This is a genomic window from Blautia faecicola (assembly GCF_004123145.1).
Taxonomy (GTDB): domain Bacteria; phylum Bacillota; class Clostridia; order Lachnospirales; family Lachnospiraceae; genus Oliverpabstia; species Oliverpabstia faecicola.
In genome coordinates, this window is sequence record NZ_SDKC01000001.1 from 1,557,803 (window position 1) to 1,579,723 (window position 21,921).

The 21,921-nt window shown below is 45.3% G+C and carries 21 protein-coding genes; 19 read left to right on the forward strand and 2 right to left on the reverse strand.

What is annotated here, in order from left to right:
• Window positions 1–153: 153 nt before the first annotated feature.
• The 6 genes from rplS to pgeF all read left to right on the forward strand — a co-directional run bounded on the left by rplS (window position 154) and on the right by pgeF (window position 4,291).
• A complete protein-coding gene (gene rplS / locus ETP43_RS06940; protein WP_022171184.1) occupies window positions 154–501 on the forward strand; it encodes a 50S ribosomal protein L19 in 348 nt (115 codons plus the stop codon).
• Window positions 502–674: 173 nt separating this feature from the next.
• Entirely contained in the window at window positions 675–1,247 is a 573-nt protein-coding gene (gene lepB / locus ETP43_RS06945) for a signal peptidase I (protein WP_243114215.1), read from the forward strand.
• 14 nt (window positions 1,248–1,261) lie between these two features.
• Window positions 1,262–2,143 carry a ribosome biogenesis GTPase YlqF gene (gene ylqF, locus ETP43_RS06950; RefSeq protein ID WP_022399547.1) on the forward strand — a complete coding sequence of 294 codons (882 nt, stop codon included), beginning with the start codon at window positions 1,262–1,264 and terminating at the stop codon, window positions 2,141–2,143.
• Window positions 2,121–2,876: a ribonuclease HII gene (locus ETP43_RS06955; RefSeq protein WP_022399546.1), complete on the forward strand. Its 756-nt coding sequence runs from the start codon at window positions 2,121–2,123 to the stop codon at window positions 2,874–2,876. The genes ylqF and ETP43_RS06955 overlap by 23 nt, the downstream gene beginning before the upstream one ends.
• 68 nt (window positions 2,877–2,944) lie before the next feature.
• The gene (locus tag ETP43_RS06960) at window positions 2,945–3,298 is read left to right on the forward strand and encodes a YraN family protein (RefSeq protein WP_129257510.1); all 354 of its coding nucleotides are present in this window, start codon (window positions 2,945–2,947) and stop codon (window positions 3,296–3,298) included.
• Between the two features lie 144 nt (window positions 3,299–3,442).
• Window positions 3,443–4,291 (forward strand): peptidoglycan editing factor PgeF, encoded by an 849-nt coding sequence (pgeF, locus tag ETP43_RS06965; protein ID WP_129257511.1) that lies wholly within the window; start codon window positions 3,443–3,445, stop codon window positions 4,289–4,291.
• 419 nt (window positions 4,292–4,710) lie between these two features.
• Here the strand turns inward: pgeF and ETP43_RS06970 are convergent, their stop codons facing one another.
• On the reverse strand, window positions 4,711–5,889 hold the full coding sequence (locus ETP43_RS06970; protein WP_129257512.1) for a ribose-phosphate pyrophosphokinase: 1,179 nt from the start codon (window positions 5,887–5,889) through the stop codon (window positions 4,711–4,713).
• Window positions 5,890–6,270: 381 nt separating this feature from the next.
• Between ETP43_RS06970 and ETP43_RS06975 the strand changes: the two genes are divergently transcribed.
• From ETP43_RS06975 to ETP43_RS06990, 4 genes are read left to right on the forward strand one after another with little or no spacing between them, the layout of a single operon-like run.
• On the forward strand, window positions 6,271–7,653 hold the full coding sequence (locus ETP43_RS06975; protein WP_129257513.1) for a DUF512 domain-containing protein: 1,383 nt from the start codon (window positions 6,271–6,273) through the stop codon (window positions 7,651–7,653).
• On the forward strand, window positions 7,616–8,941 hold the full coding sequence (gene der / locus ETP43_RS06980) for a ribosome biogenesis GTPase Der (RefSeq protein WP_022171176.1): 1,326 nt from the start codon (window positions 7,616–7,618) through the stop codon (window positions 8,939–8,941). Before ETP43_RS06975 ends, der begins: the two co-directional genes overlap by 38 nt.
• A 31-nt stretch (window positions 8,942–8,972) precedes the next feature.
• On the forward strand, window positions 8,973–9,620 hold the full coding sequence (gene plsY / locus ETP43_RS06985; protein WP_129257514.1) for a glycerol-3-phosphate 1-O-acyltransferase PlsY: 648 nt from the start codon (window positions 8,973–8,975) through the stop codon (window positions 9,618–9,620).
• Between the two features lie 12 nt (window positions 9,621–9,632).
• Window positions 9,633–10,652 carry an NAD(P)H-dependent glycerol-3-phosphate dehydrogenase gene (locus tag ETP43_RS06990; protein ID WP_129257515.1) on the forward strand — a complete coding sequence of 340 codons (1,020 nt, stop codon included), beginning with the start codon at window positions 9,633–9,635 and terminating at the stop codon, window positions 10,650–10,652.
• Between the two features lie 79 nt (window positions 10,653–10,731).
• Here ETP43_RS06990 and ETP43_RS06995 read toward each other — a convergent pair whose 3' ends face one another.
• Window positions 10,732–11,565 (reverse strand): aldo/keto reductase, encoded by an 834-nt coding sequence (locus tag ETP43_RS06995; protein WP_129257516.1) that lies wholly within the window; start codon window positions 11,563–11,565, stop codon window positions 10,732–10,734.
• A 434-nt stretch (window positions 11,566–11,999) separates the two neighbouring features.
• Between ETP43_RS06995 and ETP43_RS07000 the strand changes: the two genes are divergently transcribed.
• The 9 genes from ETP43_RS07000 to acsE all read left to right on the forward strand — a co-directional run bounded on the left by ETP43_RS07000 (window position 12,000) and on the right by acsE (window position 21,806).
• Window positions 12,000–12,338: a cobalt transporter gene (locus ETP43_RS07000; RefSeq protein ID WP_129257517.1), complete on the forward strand. Its 339-nt coding sequence runs from the start codon at window positions 12,000–12,002 to the stop codon at window positions 12,336–12,338.
• Window positions 12,339–12,381: 43 nt separating this feature from the next.
• On the forward strand, window positions 12,382–12,564 hold the full coding sequence (locus ETP43_RS07005) for a CooT family nickel-binding protein (protein ID WP_022399537.1): 183 nt from the start codon (window positions 12,382–12,384) through the stop codon (window positions 12,562–12,564).
• A gap of 94 nt (window positions 12,565–12,658) precedes the next feature.
• Window positions 12,659–13,429 (forward strand): ATP-binding protein, encoded by a 771-nt coding sequence (locus ETP43_RS07010; RefSeq protein WP_129257518.1) that lies wholly within the window; start codon window positions 12,659–12,661, stop codon window positions 13,427–13,429.
• Between the two features lie 161 nt (window positions 13,430–13,590).
• Entirely contained in the window at window positions 13,591–15,483 is a 1,893-nt protein-coding gene (cooS, locus tag ETP43_RS07015) for an anaerobic carbon-monoxide dehydrogenase catalytic subunit (RefSeq protein ID WP_129257519.1), read from the forward strand.
• Between the two features lie 87 nt (window positions 15,484–15,570).
• The gene (locus ETP43_RS07020; RefSeq protein ID WP_022399534.1) at window positions 15,571–16,350 is read left to right on the forward strand and encodes an ATP-binding protein; all 780 of its coding nucleotides are present in this window, start codon (window positions 15,571–15,573) and stop codon (window positions 16,348–16,350) included.
• A gap of 17 nt (window positions 16,351–16,367) precedes the next feature.
• Entirely contained in the window at window positions 16,368–18,497 is a 2,130-nt protein-coding gene (gene acsB, locus ETP43_RS07025; RefSeq protein WP_118634759.1) for an acetyl-CoA decarbonylase/synthase complex subunit alpha/beta, read from the forward strand.
• A 105-nt stretch (window positions 18,498–18,602) separates the two neighbouring features.
• Window positions 18,603–19,541: an acetyl-CoA decarbonylase/synthase complex subunit delta gene (acsD, locus tag ETP43_RS07030; RefSeq protein WP_022398440.1), complete on the forward strand. Its 939-nt coding sequence runs from the start codon at window positions 18,603–18,605 to the stop codon at window positions 19,539–19,541.
• A 31-nt stretch (window positions 19,542–19,572) separates the two neighbouring features.
• Window positions 19,573–20,931 (forward strand): acetyl-CoA decarbonylase/synthase complex subunit gamma, encoded by a 1,359-nt coding sequence (acsC, locus tag ETP43_RS07035; protein ID WP_022398441.1) that lies wholly within the window; start codon window positions 19,573–19,575, stop codon window positions 20,929–20,931.
• 89 nt (window positions 20,932–21,020) lie between these two features.
• Window positions 21,021–21,806: a carbon monoxide dehydrogenase/acetyl-CoA synthase methytransferase subunit gene (gene acsE / locus ETP43_RS07040; protein ID WP_022398442.1), complete on the forward strand. Its 786-nt coding sequence runs from the start codon at window positions 21,021–21,023 to the stop codon at window positions 21,804–21,806.
• Window positions 21,807–21,921 lie beyond the last annotated feature (115 nt).

A 21,921-nucleotide genomic window follows, 5' to 3' on the forward strand; every position in this document is an offset into this window, starting at 1 on the left:
TCGGGCATGGTGAACAATAAAAAGAAAAATAGCAGAAAAATAAGACTTGCAATTTAAAATATGGTAGTGTATAATATTTGACGTATGAATAAACGAGATGGTCCTCTGTTACAAAAGGTATTAAGAACATCCAGGAACAAAAGGAGAAAAAAGATGAACGAAATTATTAAAAACATCGAAGCTGCTCAGCTGAAAGCAGAAGCACCGGCATTCAACGTTGGTGACACCGTAAAAGTTTATGGTAAAATCAAAGAAGGAAACCGCGAAAGAATTCAGATCTTCGAAGGTATCGTAATTAAAAAACAGGGTGGAAGCTGCCGTGAAACTTTCACAGTAAGAAAGAACTCCAACGGTATCGGCGTAGAAAAAACATGGCCGCTGCACTCTCCAAACGTAGAGAGAGTAGAAGTAGTAAGACGTGGTAAAGTAAGACGTGCAAAACTGAACTACTTAAGAGACCGTGTTGGTAAAGCAGCTAAGGTAAAAGAACTGGTAAAATAATTCACAGGTAGAGGAGCAGGGGCAAATACATCATGTACTTGCCCCTGTTTCATTTGCGCGAGCAACGAGTCAAAGTCCGTGCTTGCACGAGACCTTGACGACTGCCGCGACAACGAGCAAAATTCGTGAAACGTATTTTACTCGTTACTGTGAGAACTCTGAGGCAAATGAATATGGGATTTTTTAAAGCAAGATATGTAAGAGACTATGTGGCAGCTGCAAAGATCAAATCGGCCGTTATCTGGGCGGTGGAGATCGCAGCGGTGCTTATCCTCGGCATTGTACTGGCGGTTGGTTATGGGAAGATCACCGTTATGCAGGAAGGCTCTATGGATCCTACGTTAAATGCAGGAGATGTACTTTTGGTCAATCGCATGGCATACAGATTCAGTACGCCGAAGAGGGGAGATATCATCGTATATAAAACAGGCGATGACAGTAAAAAAGCAAGTACACATATCAAACGGATCATCGGACTTCCGGGAGAGACGATACAGATCAAGGACGGACAGATTCTGATAGACGGGGAGACCTATCAGGAAGACGGCGGATTTCCTGCGATTGAAAATGCAGGGGTTGCTGAGACAAAGGTGACACTGGGCAACGGTGAATATTTTGTGCTGGGTGATAACCGGAACAACAGTGAAGACAGCAGATACGCCGATATGGGAAATGTCAAGAAGAGAAATATCATCGGTAAGGTCTGGTTTATCGCGTCACCGTGGAGCAGGTTCGGATTCGTATAGAATGAGGTAAGCAGATGAATTTACAATGGTATCCAGGTCATATGACCAAGGCAAAACGGCAGATGCAGGAAGATCTGAAACTGATCGATCTGATCATCGAACTAGTGGACGCCCGCATCCCGTTAAGCAGCAGAAACCCGGATATTGATGAACTGGGTAAAAATAAGGCAAGACTGATCCTGTTAAACAAATCAGATCTTGCAGATGAAAGATATAACGAACAGTGGTCCGCGTATTTCCAGAAAAAAGGATTTTACGTGGTCAAAGTAAATGCGAAGTCAGGCGCAGGACTCAAGTCCATCCAGGGCGTGATCCAGGAAGCCTGTAAGGCAAAGATCGAGAGAGACAGAAGAAGAGGGATCAAGAACCGTCCGATCCGTGCGATGGTTGTAGGCATCCCGAACGTGGGTAAGTCCACATTTATCAATTCCTACGCAGGAAAAGCCTGTGCAAAGACCGGAAACAAACCGGGTGTGACGAAAGGAAAACAGTGGATCCGTCTGAATAAGACTCTGGAGCTTCTGGACACACCGGGTATCCTCTGGCCGAAATTTGAGGATCAGGAAGTAGGGAAACGTCTGGCGTTTATCGGATCTATCAAGGATGAGATCCTCAATCTGGAAGAACTGTCTCTGGAACTGCTGGATTATATCCGCACAAATTATCCGGGACTGTTAAATGCCCGTTACGGTATCGAGGAAGAGGGCACACCGGTATCTCTGCTGGAAGCGGTAGCAGATAAGAGAAAATGTCTGATCCGCGGGCAGGAGATCGACTATGCGAAAGCGGCAGGAATCGTGATGGAAGAATTCCGTAATGGAAAGATCGGAAGAATCACACTGGAATTTCCACCGGTTGAGGAGGAAACTGCACATGAAGACCATCCGGGAGATTAAAGAAGAATTACAGGCGGCATCGGGAACAGAACGGGAAAAACTTCTGGAGCAGCACCGTGAGGATTCCCGAAGCGGCGTGGTCAGCCTGGTGAAAAAATACGACCGGGAAAAAGAACTACTGGAGAAAGAAAAACACCGGATCGAGGATATGAAAGTCTATGAGAACACCTACAGTCACGTGGGCTGGATCTGCGGCATCGACGAAGCAGGGCGAGGTCCGCTGGCAGGACCTGTCGTGGCAGGTGCTGTAATCCTTCCGGAAGACAGCAAGATCCTCTGGCTGAATGACTCCAAACAGTTGTCCGCAAAAAAAAGAGAAGAACTCTATGATGTGATCATGGAAGAAGCGATCAGCGTTGGTGTCGGATATGCAAGCCCGGCGCGGATCGATGAGATCAACATTTTACAGGCGACGTATGAAGCGATGCGGGAAGCTATCTCAAAACTTTCCGTACAGCCACAGATCCTGTTAAATGATGCGGTGACGATCCCTCAGATCGAGATCCCACAGGTGCCGATCGTCAAAGGAGACGCAAAAAGTGTTTCGATCGCAGCTGCAAGTATCATCGCGAAGGTGACCAGGGACCGGCTGATGGTAGAGTATGATAAAATCATGCCGGAATATGGTTTTGCATCGCATAAGGGCTATGGATCAAAAAGCCATATCGAGGCGATTCAGAAATACGGTCCGTCACCGATTCATAGAGCGACGTTTATCAAAAATTTTCTGTGATGCAGGATAGGTAAAAACAAAACGAAACACGAATATTTACTTTCTCAAAAAATAAGAGGAAAACATATTTGAATAAACGAAAAACAGGACAGGAGCAGGAGGCGAAAGCCGCCTGCTTCTTGAAAACACAGGGATACCAGATACTGGAACAGAATTACCGGTGCAAAAGGGGAGAGATCGACCTGGTTGCGCGGGAGGGACAGTATCTGGTATTTGTGGAGGTAAAATACAGATCGACAAACGAAAGCGGTCTGCCGGAAGAAGCCGTAGACCTGCGGAAACAGCGTCAGATCTCCCGCGTGGCCGCATGGTATCTGACAGAAAAAAGACTGGATATCTATACGCCGTGCAGATTTGATGTGGTGGCGATCGAGGGAGAAGAGAACCGCCTTTACCGGGACGCGTTTTACTACCAGAGTTAAAAGAAAACATCTGGAAGACAGAAATATCTGAAAACAAAAATATCCGAAAACAAAAAACGGACAGAAAGTCTTTCAAAAGAGATGAAATACAGAAAACAAACAGACAGTATCAGAAAATAAAACAGTACAGCAGGAGAGCAGATTATGGATATTCATTGGAAACAGAAGCATACAGGAGACATGCAGGTCAGACAAAACAACGGTGTAACGTATCTTTCCTACCCGAGACTGGAACAGGAATCCGCCATTGTCCATGGTTTCAGCACCCGTCTGGGTGGTGTGAGTGAGGGATATCTGGGAAGCATGAACCTCAGTTTTTCCAGAGGCGACAACCCGGAAAATGTACTGGAAAACTACCGGAGAATCAGCAAAGCGATCGGATTTCCGGTAGAAAGCATCGTTACCTCCGATCAGACCCATACGACAAACGTGCGCCGTGTAGGAAAAGAAGATTGCGGATGCGGCGTCCTGACACCGCGTACCTTTCACGACATCGACGGTCTGATTACCAACGAGCCGGGTGTAACCCTCGCTACGTTCTACGCCGACTGCGTCCCCTTATATTTCTACGATCCAACCCACAAAGCCATTGGTCTGTCCCATTCCGGCTGGCGGGGAACCGTAGGAAACATCGCAAAAGTAACCGTAGAAGCCATGCAGAAAGCCTATCACACCGATCCGGCAGACCTCATCGCAGCCATCGGTCCCTCCATCTGCCAGGACTGCTACGAAGTAAGCGAAGACGTCATCGAAGAATTCCGCCAGGCTTATCCGGAAACCCTCCACAAAAAACTCTTCTACCGGAAACCCAACGGAAAGTACCAGCTAAACCTCTGGGAAGCCTGCCACCAGAACTTCCTCACCAGTGGCATATGTGAAGAAAATATCCTTACCCCCAACCTCTGCACCTGCTGCAACCCTGATTTCCTCTATTCCCACCGCGCCTCCCACGGCAAACGAGGAAACCTCGCAGCCTTCCTGGGACTACGATAAAGAAAGAATCATATACATACAAAAACACTGTGTACGCTCAAATAACCATTATTATAATGGTTATTTGAGTTGTTACACAGTGTTTTTATACATAAATATAATTTGAACATATGAATAAGATTGCTACTGATATATCTATTTTAAAGAATATCTAAAAATCATCAAACACTTTCCGAACAGCGGTTGAGTTTTTGCCAATATCAGTAAACGACCCGGGGGATCGGGGGCTGGAAACACTTTGTGAGCGGTTAGAGAAAGATTTTAGATCCGGCGCTTAGAAGAACTTGACAGTGAGCGGTTCTCCGCGAACTGGCATATAGTTCTTCTTAGCGACTAGCTAAAATTTTCTCTGCTCACGTTTCCAGCCCCCGATCCCCCGGGTCGTTTACGTACGCCTTAAAAAACTTTTCTAAGAAACTCTATTTTTTCTCTTCTCTGTTCTTAGCAAGCAATTTCGTAATCTTAGAAGTCGTAGACCGAACCTTCTCAACCGAAACATCATGATTCAGTGTATCCATAATACTTGCCAGATATTTACCCATAGCAGCCGGCTCATAATAAGGACGTTCCAGCAGCTCCGGTGTACGATAATTCAGGTCCGTAGTAATCACTTTATGGATATAACCCTTTTCATAGTACTCATCAAACTTCTTCAGTCCATCTGTAAACAGACCAAAAGTAGTACAAACAAATACACGGTTTGCATTGCGATCCTTCAGCTGTTTTGCTACATCCAGCATACTCTCGCCGGAAGAGATCATATCATCGATAACGATCACATCCTTGCCGGCAACAGAGTCACCCAGGAACTCATGAGCAACGATCGGGTTCTTGCCGTTTACGACGGTAGAATAATCACGACGTTTGTAGAACATACCCATATCAACACCAAGAATATTGGAGAAATATACGGCTCTTGCCATAGCACCTTCATCCGGGCTGATGATCATCAGATGTTCATTGTCGATCTGCAGATCCGGTACGGAACGAAGCAGCGCTTTCAGGAACTGATAAGTCGGCATGAAATTATCAAAACCGGACAGAGGAATCGCATTCTGTACACGAGGATCATGAGCGTCAAAAGTGATGATGTTGGAAACACCCATGTAAACCAGCTCCTGCAGAGCCATTGCACAGTCCAGAGACTCACGTTTGCTGCGTTTATGCTGTCTTCCTTCATACAGGAACGGCATAACAACATTGATACGATGCGCTTTTCCGGTAGCAGCAGCGATGATACGTTTCAGATCCTGGAAATGATCATCCGGAGACATATGATTCTCATAACCGCTTACCTTATAAGTAATACTGTAGTTGGTGATATCGCAAAGAATGAAAAGATCCACTCCACGGATAGATTCGTTGATGACACCTTTTGCTTCACCGGTACCGAAACGAGGGCAGTCACAGTTGATCAGGTAAGATTCCTCCGCGTAGCCTGACCACTCGATGCCGTTTGTCCGGTGCTCCATCAGCTCTTTACGGAACTGAACCAGATAATCATTGACGGTTTTTCCCAGTTCTTCACAGCCTTTCAGTGCTGCGATTTTGATAGGTGCGACTGGAATGGATTTTTCCAATAAGTCTAAGTTTGCCATAATAACCTCCAAATAAAGTGATTTAACCTGTTGTATTTTACACGATTTTTACAGACATAATAGTTATACCATTAGAAACTAAAGCCCGTCAAGAATATGTAGAATTCTTGTGAAAAATAACGGGAAAAATAGTATTTTTTGGCTTTTCCTTGACAATTCGGGGCGGTTTCTATATAGTAAGGTAGCGGAAAGAACCTGAAAAATGTTCGTAACTGTTCAATATTTCACGGTTACGAGCCAAAATGCATTTAAAATCACCTTTGGTGATGGCGTTTTGGCTTGTATGTCTCGGGATTTTGGCACATTCATGCAAAAACACCTCGCGGAATATTTCCTATGGAAGAGTTATAATTGTTCTTACTACGAGAACGGAGAAAGTGAATGAAAAAAAACAAACATATTATAAAGACGGTTCAGCCCGGAAGTATAGCCGAAGAACTGGAGATCGAACCGGGAGATGAACTGATTTCCATCAATGACCAGGAGATCGAAGATGTCTTCGATTATCATTATCTGGTAAATGATGATTATCTGACGGTACTGATTCGTAAGACCAACGGGGAAGAATGGGAACTGGAGATAGAAAAAGATTATGAGGAAGATCTGGGAATCGAGTTCGATAATGGACTGATGGATGAATATCGTTCCTGCAGAAACAACTGTATTTTCTGCTTTATCGATCAGATGCCGCCGGGGATGCGGGAAACTTTGTATTTTAAAGACGATGATTCCCGCCTTTCTTTTTTACAGGGCAATTACGTGACGCTTACAAATATGAGCGATCATGACATTGACCGTATCATAAAGTACCATCTGGGTCCGATCAATATTTCTTTCCAGACGACCAATCCGGAACTTCGATGCAAGATGCTTCATAACAGGTTTGCCGGGGATATTTTTCCAAAAGTACAACGCCTGTATGAAGCCGGAATTGAAATGAACGGTCAGATTGTTCTATGTAAAGGCGTGAATGACGGAGAGGAACTGGAGCGGAGTATCCGGGATCTCAGTCAGTATCTGCCACATCTTCGAAGTGTCTCGATCGTTCCTGTGGGACTGAGTAAATACAGGGATGGTCTGTACCCACTGGAGCCATTTACAAAAGAAGATGCCGAAAATGTGCTGGAACGCGTTCACAGATGGCAGAAAAAGCTGTATGCTGCGTATGGTCTGCATTTTATTCATTGCAGTGATGAATGGTATATCCTGGCAGAGCAGCCCATGCCGCCGGAAGAACAGTATGACGGATATTTACAGCTGGAAAATGGTGTGGGTATGCTGCGCCTTTTGAATACAGAAGTACAGGAGGCGGTGCAGGCCATGGAGAGAAATGACACAGTCCGACATTTTTCTGTGGCAACCGGAAAACTGGCAGCACCTTATATAGAAAAAAATCTTTCGTATGTTCAGGAAAAATTCCCGAATATCCAGGGAACGGTCTATGCGATCCGCAACGATTTCTTTGGTCCGATGATCACCGTATCCGGTCTGATCACAGGACAGGATCTGATCGCACAGCTGAAAGATCAGGAACTCGGGGAACGGCTTCTGATCCCGTGCAACATGCTTCGGGCGGGAGAAAATGTGTTCCTGGACGATATTACCGTAGAAGAGGCAGAAGAAGCATTACAGATAAAAATCACTGTGGTAAATGAGGATGGTGCATCTTTCGTACACGCAGTGGTAGATGATACAATATTGGAAAATCATAAAAGGAGGCAGATCTATGAGCAAGCCGATTGTAGCAATTGTGGGACGACCTAATGTGGGTAAATCCACATTATTCAATGCCCTGGCAGGAGAGACCATCTCCATCGTAAAAGATACGCCGGGCGTAACAAGAGACCGTATCTATGCGGACGCAACCTGGTTAAATTACAGTTTTACACTGATCGATACCGGTGGTATTGAGCCGGAGAGCAAGGATGTTATCCTGGCACAGATGAGAGATCAGGCGCAGATCGCGATTGATACCGCAGATGTTATTATTTTTATCACCGATGTCCGTCAGGGACTGGTAGATGCCGATTCCAAAGTAGCAGATATGTTAAGAAGAAGTGGCAAACCGGTACTTCTGGTGGTAAATAAAGTAGACAGCTTTGCAAAATTCATGCCGGATGTATACGAGTTCTATAACCTTGGTATCGGTGATCCGATTCCGATCTCCGCATCCAGCAAGCTGGGTATGGGGGATATGCTTGACGAAGTGGTAAAATATTTCCCGACCGAAGAAGAGGAAGAAGAGGAAAATGAGATCCCTCATATCGCCATCGTAGGAAAACCAAACGTAGGAAAATCCTCTATTGTCAATAAATTACTGGGGCAGAACCGTGTGATCGTATCAAACGTGGCAGGAACCACCCGTGACGCCATTGACACCAATGTAATGTGGAACGGAAAAGAATATGTATTTATTGACACTGCCGGTCTTCGAAGAAAAAATAAGATCAAAGAAGAACTGGAGCGTTACAGTATTATCCGTACCGTAACGGCAGTAGAACGCGCCGATGTGGTCATCGTGGTCATTGATGCGGTGGAAGGTATCACAGAACAGGATGCCAAGATCGCCGGTATCGCCCACGAACGTGGAAAAGGTGTGATCATTGCAGTAAACAAGTGGGATGCTGTCGAGAAAGATGACAAAACCATTTACAAATACACAAATAAAGTCCGTGAAGTCCTGGCGTACATGCCGTATGCGGAAATCCTGTTTATCTCCGCACAGACCGGACAGCGTCTTCCGAAACTGTTCGAGACGATCGATATGGTACTGGAAAACCAGACACTGCGTATCCAGACCGGTGTGCTCAACGAGATCATGACAGAAGCGATCGCGATGCAGCAGCCACCGTCAGACAAAGGAAAACGTCTGAAACTGTACTATATGACACAGGTATCCATCAAACCGCCGACATTTGTTATCTTTGTCAACGATAAAGAGCTGATGCATTTTTCATACACCCGTTATCTGGAAAACAAGATCCGTGAAGCATTTGGCTTCCGGGGAACTTCTCTGAAGTTTATCATTCGGGAAAGAAACGGTGAAAAATAAAAAATAATAGATGATCCGGGGAGGGATAATTATGGAACGGATTCTCTGCGTTCTGATCGGATATATCTGTGGACTTTTCCAGACCTCTTATCTGTATGGAAAAGCACAGGGTATCGATATCCGCAATTACGGAAGCGGAAATGCCGGAACGACCAATGCACTGCGTACACTGGGCGCAAAGGCAGGAGCAATCACACTGCTTGGAGACTGTTTTAAATGTGTGATCGCGGTTGTGATCGTACATCTGATTTTTGGAAAAAGCCATCCGGAGATGATTCGGCTACTGGGGTTGTATGCGGCAGCCGGAACGATTCTCGGACACAATTTTCCGTTTTACCTGAACTTTAAAGGCGGAAAAGGAATTGCTGCCACAGCAGGTCTGCTGTTATCGTTTGACCTGCGGCTGACACTGGTTGCAGCTATTGTGTTCCTTGCGGCATTTTTCCTTACCCACTATGTATCACTGGGATCTTTACTGGTTTATGTGGTATTTGTAGCAGGTATCATCATCATGGGACAGACCGGACAGTTTGCGGGAATGGGTCAGGCAAATATTTATGAAATGTATGTACTTGCCATATTGCTTGCCATCCTTGCATATTATAAACACTGGCCGAACATTCTGCGTCTGATTCATGGAAATGAAAATAAAACATATCTGAAAAAGAAAAAAGCATAATGGAGGTGTCGTATGAAGAAAATCGGCGTACTGGGAGCCGGAAGCTGGGGAACTGCCCTCACATGGCTTCTGACCAATAACGGACATGAAGTAACTCTGTGGTCCATCATGGAAGACGAAGTGGAGATGCTTCGCACAAAAAGAGAACATACTTCCAAACTTCCGGGTGTAAAACTGCAGGACAGTATTCAGCTGACAAGTAATCTGGAAGAAGCAATGACAGATAAGGATGTACTGGTACTGGCCGTACCGTCACCGTTTACCAGAAGCACCGCACAGAAGATGGCACCGTATCTGAAAAAGGGACAGATTGTTGTCAATGTGGCAAAAGGTGTGGAAGAACATACCCTGATGACATTAAGCCAGATCATTGAAGAAGAATTACCGGAAGCAAATGTTGCAGTATTATCCGGACCAAGCCATGCGGAAGAGGTTGGAAAAGGTCTTCCGACGACCTGCGTAGTAGGAGCGAGAACCAGACAGACAGCAGAATACCTGCAGGAAATCTTCATGAGCCCGGTCTTCCGCGTCTACACAAGCCCGGATGTCCTCGGCATCGAACTGGGAGCAGCTCTGAAAAATGTCATCGCCCTGGCAGCCGGTGTGGCAGATGGTCTTGGCTACGGAGACAACACAAAAGCAGCCCTGATCACCAGAGGAATCGCAGAGATCTCCCGCCTGGGTATCGCGATGGGTGCACATGCGAGAACTTTCTACGGACTGTCCGGAATCGGTGATCTGATCGTTACTTGCGCGAGCGTGCACAGCCGTAACCGTAAGGCCGGTTATCTGATGGGCAAGGGATATACCATGAAAGAAGCCATGGATGAAGTAAAGATGGTTGTAGAAGGTGTATATTCCGCCAAGGCAGCACTGGGACTGGCTGAGAAATATGGAGTAGACATGCCGATTATTGTGGAAGTCAATAAGGTGCTGTTTGAAGATAAGAGCGCTGCGGATGCGGTGAATGAACTGATGCAGCGAATGAAAAAGGATGAGCTTGGGGTTGAACTCTGGGATGATGAGAAATAAATGATTTTAAAATGGATGCCAGCCCGGTAATAGAGCCTCCAAAGGCTCTATTACCGGGCGGGCTGTTTTTTACTTATTTTTAACGCACAAACCCCTGCATATCCTCCGGGATCCCCGCGCTCCTAAACTTCTCATCCAACGCATCAATCGTCTTCATCTCCAGATCCGTCAGTTCAAAATCAAAAATATCTGCATTTTCCGCGATTCTCTTCGGATTTACCGACTTCGGAATCGCAGAGATCCCCTTCTGAACCAGCCACCGAAGCCCGATCTGAGCCGGTGATTTTCCGTAAGTTTCTCCGATATGAAGCAAGGTATCTTTTTTTAGGTACGCTCCACGTGCCAGCGGCGCATAAGCCTGTACCGCAATACCACGTTCCCTGCAATACTCATATAATTCAGAGTGATTCCACAACGGATGATACTCAATCTGGTTCACCGCCGGAACAATCCCGGAAGTCTGAAACAGCGCTTCCAGATGCGGAATCTCAAAATTACTGACACCGATTGCCTTCGCCTGTCCCGATTCATGGATGCGTTCGAGTGCCTGCCAGGAATTGATGAAACAGCCGGGAACCGGCCAGTGGATCAGGTAAAGATCCACGTAATCAAGTCCGAGCCGATCCAGACTCCTCTGAAAAGCGCCGTCGATATCACCGATCCGCTGTGCGGTATTCCATAACTTCGTCGTGATGAAAAGTTCCTCCCGCGGAACAGAAGAAGAGCGGATGCCACGTCCCACGCCCTCTTCATTTTTATAGGCAGAAGCCGTATCAATCAGCCGGTAACCACAGTCCAGAGCAGCAGCGATAGCACCTTCCACTTCGCCGGGTGCAGTGGCTTTATATACGCCAAGCCCCAAAAGAGGCATGCGGTCATTTGTATTCAAGATCAAAGATGGGATGTTTGACATGATGTAAACCTCCTCTCGTAACTCCGGTATTTTATAAAAAGTATAAATAATACCGGAAAACTCCCAATTTTTTGCATTTTACCATAAAAATGTGAAATAACTAGGGCAAAAATATTACGAACCTGTAACATGAAAGCTGTCTGCGGCATGTCGTGACCCCATCCCCCGGATAGGATAGAACGACGAAAGGATGCAGAAAAACAGGAAAAACTGTGAAATGTCATGTTAACGATTTAACAAATCAAAGTGCTAAACACAGAAAACATGACATTTTTTACAAAAACCACCTATTGTATATAAAAAAGTACAGCTGAATTTATAAATATTTTGCATAGATTCTATTGAATACCATAGGGAAAAGGAGTATAATAAAACATAATTGACAAAAGATTGTCATATCCCCTACTGGGGGAAATGAGAGAAAGGAGTAGGACATGCACTTATTAAAAGATGAGAATGGAAATGTAATTCCACATGGTGACGGCCCTGCCCATAAACATGAGCATGACCATGGCTGTGAAGAACATGCATGCGACGGATGCAGTGGCGGTTCTGATAAATGTAAGAACGAATCCGTAGCACTGTTAAATTACATGGTGGATCATAACGAACATCATGCAGCAGAACTCGATCAGATGGCTGATAATCTGGCAAAACTGGGTATGGATACAGCTGCAAAACAGATCAAAGAAGCTGTATCTGATTTCCAGAAAGGTAATCTCAGATTACGTCTGGCACTCACAACGGTAAAAGAAGAGTTAGAAGAGTCATAATCAGTGAGATGCATAAGACATCTTGGTTAAAGGAGGAATAACAATGTGTCTGGCTACTGTATATAAAGAAAGCGATGATACCGTTATCTGCCGGAATGTAAGCAAGATTCTGGTAGAGGATGAAAAAGTTATTATCCGCGATATCATGGGAGAAGAGACCAGCATCGAAGGAAAGATCCTGATGGTCGATCTCGCAAACAGCATTGTAAAATTACAGTGCGATTAATGATAAGGTCATAAGATGTAACAATCTTATACGATAGATTCTATAGTGATAAGGTAGAACTGAATAACAAGAAACTATCAGAAAGGATAAGAAAATGTCACATGTAATTGCAGTCGCAGGAAAAGGTGGAGTTGGAAAGACCACATTGTGCGGACTTCTGATTCAGTACCTCTGCGAACAGAAAAAGGGACCGATTCTGGCAGTGGATGCAGATGCCAATTCCAATCTGAACGAAGTGCTCGGTGTAGAAGTAGAAGCTACCCTGGGCGATATCAGAGAAGAGATTGCCAGAGCGGAAACGGCAAAAGAAAATCCGATTCCAGCAGGTGTGAGCAAGGCAGATTATGCCGAGTTCAAGTTCAATTCCGCACTGATCGAAGATGATGACTTCGACATGCTGGTCATGGGACGTACCCAGGGAAAAGGATGCTACTGCTTTGTAAACGGACTGTTACAGGCACAGCTTGCTAAACTGCAGAACAATTATCCGTATATGGTTGTGGATAATGAAGCAGGAATGGAACACATCAGCCGTGGAGTTCTTCCGAGCATGCAGACTGCTATTTTGGTCAGCGACTGTTCCAGAAGAGGAATCCAGGCGGTCGGACGAATCAAAAAACTGATCGAGGAATGCGATATGCATCCACAGCAGATCGGACTGATCGTAAACCGTGCACCAAACGGAGTTCTCAACGAAGGAACAAAAGAGGAAATTGAGATCCAGGGTCTGAACCTTCTGGGTGTGGTTCCTCAGGATGAACTGGTATATGAATACGATTGTGAAGGAAGACCGACTGTGGAACTTCCGGAGAATTCACCGGTTCGCAAAGCGATGAGTGAAATTGTTAAAAAACTGAATATATAATTTACAATTCGTCGTTTATACGGATATTACCGGAAAGTAAATTTCCGGAGTGTCTTCACCCGGAAGACACACAAAAAACCACACTTCCGGGTGAAAGAATATATAATAGCCATAAAGCGGAGAAAGCGGAGGAATGGCTACAAAACAAAAGGAGGAAAAAAATGAGCGAATTTAAGATGACTACCATCGAAGAGATGGAAGCGGCCACCAATCGACTGTTGGAAACAGGAGCAAAGGTAGGAGCTGACGCATGGCAGTTCCGTGTGAAAAACCAGACTCCACACTGTAAATTTGGTGAACAGGGTGTCTGTTGTAGAATCTGTGCAATGGGACCTTGCCGTATTACCCCGAAAGCTCCGAGAGGAATCTGCGGATGTGATGCTCACGGTATCGTAGGACGTAACTTCCTGAAATTTACAGCAGCTGGAGCAGCTACTCACTCTGATCATGGTCGTGAGATCTGCCACACTCTGTACTGTACAGCAGAAGACGGAAACTACAAAGTAAAAGATCCTGACAAACTGCTTCGTCTGGCAAAAGAATGGGGCGTTGAGACAGAAGGAAAAGATATCTATGATCTGGCGCATGAGATGGCTGAGATCGGTCTGATGGAATATGGTAAACCATTCGGATACCAGAAATTCCTGGACAGAATGCCGGAAGGACAGAAAGAAAAACTGATCGAGAACGAGATTGCACCGCGTGCGATCGACCGTGAAGTTTCCACTTCCTTACATATGGCTCATATGGGATGCTCTTCTCTGCCGGAAGCACTGGTAAAACAGTCTCTGCGTGCCGGTATGGCAGATGGATGGGGCGGTTCCATGATGGGAACAGAGTTCTCTGATGTCCTGTTCGGAACTCCGAAGCCAATCGATACAGAGGCAAACCTGGGTGTTATGGTTGCTGAAAACGTAAACATCGTTGTACACGGACATGATCCGAGCCTTTCCGAGATGATCTGCGAATATGCTGACAGCCCGGAAATGATCGCATACGCAAAAGAAATGGGAGCAAAAGGAATCACCGTATCCGGTGTATGCTGTACTTCCAACGAAGTAGCTATGCGTCGTGGTGTTCCGATGGCAGGTAACTTCCTGCAGCAGGAAAACGTGGTTCTGACAGGTGCCTGCGAAGCGATCGTTGTAGACGTTCAGTGTATCTTCCCGGCGTTAGGACCTCTGAGCAAATGTTTCCATACAAAATTCGTGACAACTTCTCCGATCGCTCAGATGCCAGATTCTGAATTTATCCGTTTCAATGCTGAGACAGCAGGAGAAAATGCAAAAGCAATCGTTAAGATGGCAATCGAGAACTTCAAGAACAGAAAACCGGAATTGGTACATATCCCGGATATGAAAGCGAAAGCAACCGTTGGTTATTCTGTAGAAGCAATCGTAAAAACTCTGGATGGAGTTACCAACAGCCAGGTTGACGAAACCGGAACAACAAAACCACTTCTGGAATGTATTACTTCCGGTGTTATCCGTGGTGCTGTTGCTATGGTTGGATGTAACAATCCGAAGATCCGTCCTGACTATGCACATATCGAACTGATGAAGAAACTGATCGCAAACGATATCATCGTTATCGCTTCCGGATGTTCCGCACAGGCAGCAGCAAAAGCTGGTCTGATGGACAAATCTGCGAAAGAAATCTGCGGTGCAGGCCTGAAACGTGTATGTGAACTGGCAGATATCCCGCCGGTACTGCACATGGGATCCTGTGTAGATATCTCTCGTATGATGATCCTGGCAGCAGAACTGGCAAAAGATTCCGGTCTGCAGATCAATCAGCTTCCGGTAGTTGGATGCGCTCCTGAATGGATGTCTGAAAAAGCTGTATCTATCGGTAACTACGTAGTAGGAACCGGTATTGATACCTTCCTGGGTGTTGATCCTTACGTATCCGGTTCCAGTGAAATGTGTGAACTGCTGACAGAAGGAACCAGAAAATGGACTGGCGCTGCTTATACAGTAGAAACAGATATCGAAAAACTGACCGATCTGATGATCGAAAGAATCGAAGAGAAGAGAACAGCTCTTGGAATCTAATAGAAGAGATTTCTCATTGATCTGATGTCGGAAGCGGATCGCTTCTGACATCAGATAGAAATAGAATGATAAGGTGGATGACAAATTATGAAGATTGCAGTTACCGGTAAAGGCGGCGTGGGAAAGACAACATTTGCTGCTACTCTTGCACGTCTGTATGCAGAAGAGGGGCGGCATGTACTGGCAGCCGATGTGGATCCGGATGCGAATCTGGGACTGGCTCTTGGATTTTCAGAGGAAGAGTTGGATACGATCGTTCCGATCAGTAAGATGCGTAAGCTTGTAGAGGAACGTACCGGTGCTGGACCGGATAATCAGTATTATAAGATCAATCCGAAGGTAGACGATATTCCGGATGCATATGGAAAAGTATGCAACGGAGTGAAACTTCTGGTTCTTGGAACAGTGGAAACCGGCGGCGCCGGATGTGTCTGCCCGGAACATGTAATGCTGAGAAGAATCATTAATAACCTGGTACTTCACAGAGGTGATGTGGTGGTGCTGGATATGGAAGCTGGTCTGGAACATATGGGTCGGGGAACCACAGAAGGTATGGATCAGTTCATCGTGGTGATCGAACCCGGTTCAAGAAGCGTACAGACATACAAAAATGTGAAACGTCTGGCGAAGGATCTGGGAGTCAAACAGGTACATGTAGTTGCCAATAAGATCCGGGATGAAAAAGATGAAGCATTCGTAAAAGAACATATTCCGGCAGAGGATCTGCTGGGATTTATCCACTATAATACGGAGATCATGGATGCAGACCGTCAGGGATGTTCTCCATACGACTACAGCAAATCAGCAGTGGAAGAGATCCGTAAAATCAAAACGACCATCGATAAAATCGATGATTGCAATAAATAATCTAGGAGGAAAAGACATTGACATTATTTGAAAGAGTATTCAATGGAAATGATGCAGTATACGGCCTGACCGAACAGGCAATTGATGCAGCAATTGCACAGCATGGTGAAGAGAAAGCAGTCAGCTTTCCAAACACTGCTTACTGTCTGCCTTGCTATTACGCTGTAACAGGTGTAAAAGTTACTAATCTGAAAGAATTAAAGGAAGCACTGGGAGTTGTCAAAACTCTGATGACAAGAGAACCTCGTCTGAATGACGCTTTTATGTCCGGCGTTGCTACAGCACTGTGTGCGGAATTTATCGAAGCTTTAAAATATATTGACGGTGCTGCTCCATACGAAGAGCCATTATACGGACATCTGGCAGATGCAGTGATCCGTGAACTGGGTGTACCGCTTGTAACAGGTGATATCCCTGGTGTAGCTGTTATCCTGGGATCTGCTCCTACAGTAGAAGAAGGTGTTGCACTGGTAAAATCTTATCAGGCACAGGGTATCCTGGTAACACTGGTAGGCGGTATCTGTGATCAGGTAGCAGAAGCAGGTATGGCTACCGGCGCAAACGTACGTGTTATCCCGCTGGGTAAAGATGTAACAGCAGTTATCCATGTAGTATCCGTAGCACTGAGAGCAGCTTTGATCTTCGGTAACGTAACACCTGGTGATGCTAAGACTCTGATGGAATACACCATGCAGCGTGTACCGGCATTCGTTAACGCATTCGCTCCTCTGGATGACGTAATCGTAGCTTGTGGTGCAGGTGCTATCGCACTGGGATTCCCGGTTATCACTAATGAAACAGAAAATATCGCAAGAGTTCCGAAGAGCCTGATCGTTCAGGAAGATGTAAGCAAATTCAATGCAACATCTCTGGAAGCTCGTGATATCAAGATCAAGATCACAAACATCGATATCCCGGTAGCATTCGCATCCGCATTCGAAGGAGAAATCATTCGTCGTGGGGATATGCAGGTTGAGTTCGATGGTTCCCGTGTAGACTGTGCAGAGCTGGTACATACTGTTGAGGCCAGTGAGATCGAAGATCATAAGATCACAGTTGTTGGACCGGAAGTAGACGAGATGGAACTGGGAAGCAAAAACAGCATTGCATATGTTGTTAAAGTTGCTGGCAAATCCATGCAGCCTGACTTTGAACCGGTTATCGAGCGTAAATTCCATAACTACATCAACTGTATCGAAGGTGTATACCATACCGGACAGAGAGATATGCAGCGTATCCGTATCAGCAAAAACGCATTTGCTGCAGGATTCCGTCTGAAACATATCGGTGAAGTTCTGTATGCTTCCGTTAAAAATGAATTTGAAGCAGTTGTTGACAAATGTGAAGTTGTTATTTACACAGATCCTGCAGAGTGTACAAGAATTCGTCACGAAGTTGCTATCCCGACATTCAACAAACGTGATGATCGTCTGAAAAATCTGACAGATGAATCTGTAGATGTATATTACAGCTGTATCCTGTGCCAGGCATTCTCCCCGAGCCACGTATGTGTGGTTACACCGGAACGTCTGGGACTGTGTGGTGCCGTTTCATGGCTGGATGCAAAAGCTACCAACGAGCTGGATCCGAACGGACCTTGCCAGGTAATCACAAAAGAGCGTCCGATCGATGAAAGAATCGGTGAATATGAAGACGTTAATGAAGCTGTTAAGAGACTGTCTCAGGGTGCTCTGGAAGATGTATCCCTGTACTCTATCATGGAAAAACCAATGACATCCTGTGGATGCTTCGAGTGTATCTGTGGTATCGAGCCATTCTCCAACGGTGTATGTATCGCCAACCGTGAGTATGCCGGCATGACTCCTCTGGGAATGACCTTCCCTGAACTGGCTTCCATGACAGGTGGTGGAGTTCAGACACCTGGATTCATGGGACACGGAAAACACTTCATCGGCTCTAAAAAGTTTATGAAAGCAGAAGGTGGTATCGAACGTATTGTATGGATGCCGAAAGAACTGAAAGAATTTGTAGCAGACAGACTGAACCAGACAGCAAAAGAACTGTATGGTATTGATAACTTCACAGATATGATCGGTGATGAGACTGTAGCTACAGATCCGGAAACTCTGGTAGAATTTTTAACAGAAAAAGGTCATCCGGCACTTGGAATGGACCCGATGATGTAATATAATTAGTAATGGAAGAAAGTGGCTGACAAATGCCTGGCATTTTTCTATGCCAAATGTCAGAGGATTGTCAGCCATAAATAAATATTAAGGAGGCTAATGAGAATGCCGTTTAATCGTAAACCACAGAAATTTAATGCATCTATCAAAGAAGTAACAATTGGATGCGGTGAAAAAGCAGTCACATTAGGAGGGGAAAATGTTTATCCTTTCTACTCATTTGATGGAGAAATCACCAATGCGCCAAAAGTAGCCGTTGAAATTTCCGATATGGGAGTTCCGGAAGTAGCAGGTCTGAAAGCTTACTATGAAGGATGTTCTACCATGGCAGAAATTGCAAAACGTGCTTCTGAAATGGAAGGTGCTGATTTTGTTTGCCTGCGTCTGGAAGGCGGAGATCCGAACGGAGCAAACAAATCCGTAGACGAACTGATTGCAGTTGTAAAAGAGGTAGCAGATGCAATCGATGTACCGTTAGCTGTAGAAGGCTGCAAAAACGTAGAAAAAGATGGAGAACTTCTTCCGAAAGTTGCAGAGGCACTGCAGGGTAAAAACGCTCTGATCCTGTCTGCAAGAGAAGAAGATTACAAATCTGTTGGAGCAGCAGCAGGTCTTGCTTACGATCAGAAAGTAGGAGCTGAATCTGCAGTAGATATCAACCTGGCAAAACAGCTGAACGTAGTTACCACACAGCTGGGTGTCAAACCGGAAAGCATCGTTATGAACGTTGGTTCTGCAGCCGTTGGATATGGTTATGAATATGTAGTATCTACTATGGACCGTATCAAAGCAGCAGCACTGTCTCAGAGTGATGCCATGCTCCAGATGCCTATCATTACACCAGTATCTTCTGAAACATGGAACGTAAAAGAATCCATGGCTTCCGAGGAAGATATGCCGGAATGGGGACCAACAGAAGAACGTGCAATTTCTATGGAAATCATGACCGCAGCAGCCGATCTGGCCTGTGGATCTGATGCCGTAATTTTAATGCATCCTCAGTCTGTAGCAACCATTTCTAAAATGATCAAAGAATTAGTTTAAGTGTAAGCGATAGAACAGGAGGATAAAAACTATGGCATTATCAGGTATTCAGATTTTTAAAATGTTACCAAAGAAAAACTGTAAAGAATGTGGATGCCCTACTTGTATGGCATTCTCTATGAAAGTAGCACAGGGCGCACTGAAAATCGAACAGTGTCCACACGTTTCTGCGGAAGCTCTGGAAGCGCTGTCTGAGGCTACTGCACCGCCAATGAAGACGATCAAAGTCGGAACAGGCGAAGGAGAGTATACACTGGGTGGAGAAACCGTTCTGTACAGACATGAGAAAACCTACGTAAACAAAACAAGATACGCAGTATCTCTGTGCAGCTGCATGGACGATGCTACTATTGATGCTAAGATCGCAGCTATCCCGGCAGTAGATTATGAACGTATCGGCGAGCGCATGCGTGTTGAGATGATCTATGTCAACTATGGCGCTGAAGCTGGTGCAGACAAATATCTGGAACTGGTGAAAAAAGCTGTTGCTACCGGAAAAACTCTGGTACTGGGTTGTGATGACGTTGAAGTTGCAAAAGCAGCTCTGGAAATCGCAAAAGCTGGAAAACCGATTCTGAATGGTGCAAACGCTTCCAACTATGAAGCAATGAACGCTCTTGCAAAAGAAGCAGACGTTGTTTTAGGTGTAAGCGGTGCAAATCTGGATGAAATCTATGACACTGTTGCAGCTCTGGAAAAAGCAGGAAACAAAAACCTGGTAATCGATGCAACAGGCGCTTCCATCAAAGAAGCTTATGCAAACGCTGTACAGATTCGTCGCGCAGCACTGAAAGATCAGGACAGAACTTTCGGTTACCCGACAATCGTAAATACATCCAAACTGGCAGTAAAAGACAAATACATGCAGGAAGCACTGGTTTCTCTGTTCACCATGAAATACGGTTCTATCGTAGTTGTTGATGAACTGGGATATGCAGAAGCTCTGCCGCTGTTCGGTCTGCGTCAGAACGTATTTACCGATCCTCAGAAACCAATGAAAGTTGAACCGGGTCTGTATCCACTGAATGGTGCAGATGAGAATTCTCTGTGTCTGACAACTGTAGACTTTGCTCTTACATATTTCATCGTATCCGGCGAGCTGGAAAGATCAGGCGTACCTGTAAACCTGATCATCAACGATGCAGGTGGACTTTCCGTACTGACATCCTGGGCAGCAGGTAAGTTCTCCGGTACATCTATCTCTACTTTCATCAAAGAAAACATTGAAAGTAAAGTATCATGCAGAAAACTTGTTATTCCGGGTAAAGTTGCCGTTCTGAAAGGTGACCTGGAAGCAAAACTTCCTGGATGGGAGATTATCGTAGCTCCTCTGGAAGCAGTACAGCTGGTTAAATTCCTGAAAGATATGAAAGAAGCAGGAGAAATCTAAGATTTCGGGAATACCGGAAAGTGAAGAAAGACCGGAATCCTCCCTGTGGGGATTCCGGCAAATAAATATAATTAAAGGAGACACACACTATGGCAAAATTTGTAACAATTGGTGAGAGACTTTCCACCACAGCTCCGGCAGTAAACAAAGCATTTATGGAAAGAGATCCTGAACCGATCCTGAAAAGAGCAAAACAGCAGCTGGATGCTGGTGCTGTATATCTGGATGTAAACATCGGACCTGCTGATGGATACGGCGAAGATCTGATGAAATGGGCAGTACAGTTACTGCAGAGCGAATTCGATAATGTTCCGCTGGCACTGGATACTTCTAACAAAGCAGCTATCGAAGCTGGTATCTCTGTATACAACCGTTCTAAAGGAAAACCAATCGTAAACTCTGCAGATGCAGCTGGAAGAATCGAGAACATCGACCTGGCAGCAGCAAATGATGCCATTGTTATCGCTCTGTGTAACGGTGAAGGAATCGCTGCAGACAACGACGAACGTATGGGTTATCTGACAATGCTTCTGGAAAGAGGTCTGGAACATGGTATGGCAGAAACAGATATGTGGTTCGATCCTCTGTTCCTGGTAGTAAAAGGAATGCAGGACAAACAGATGGAAGTCCTGGAATTCATCAAAATGATCTCCGACATGGGTCTGAACTCCACAGGTGGTCTGTCCAATAACTCCAACGGTATGCCGAAGAATATCCGTCCGATCATGGACTCTGCACTGGTTGCTATGGCTATGATGAATGGTCTGACATCCGCAATCGTTAACCCTAACGATCTGCGTCTGATGGAAACCATCAAATCCTGTGACGTATTCAAAGGAAATACTCTGTACGCAGATTCTTATCTGGAACTGTAAGATGCGCACAGCGGCGTACAAAGTAGATGTCGCAAGCGACCGCCACTGGCGCGAGAATGTGTCTTGACACATTCTATTACAGAAAAATATTTATAATACTGCTGATAATGAGGCC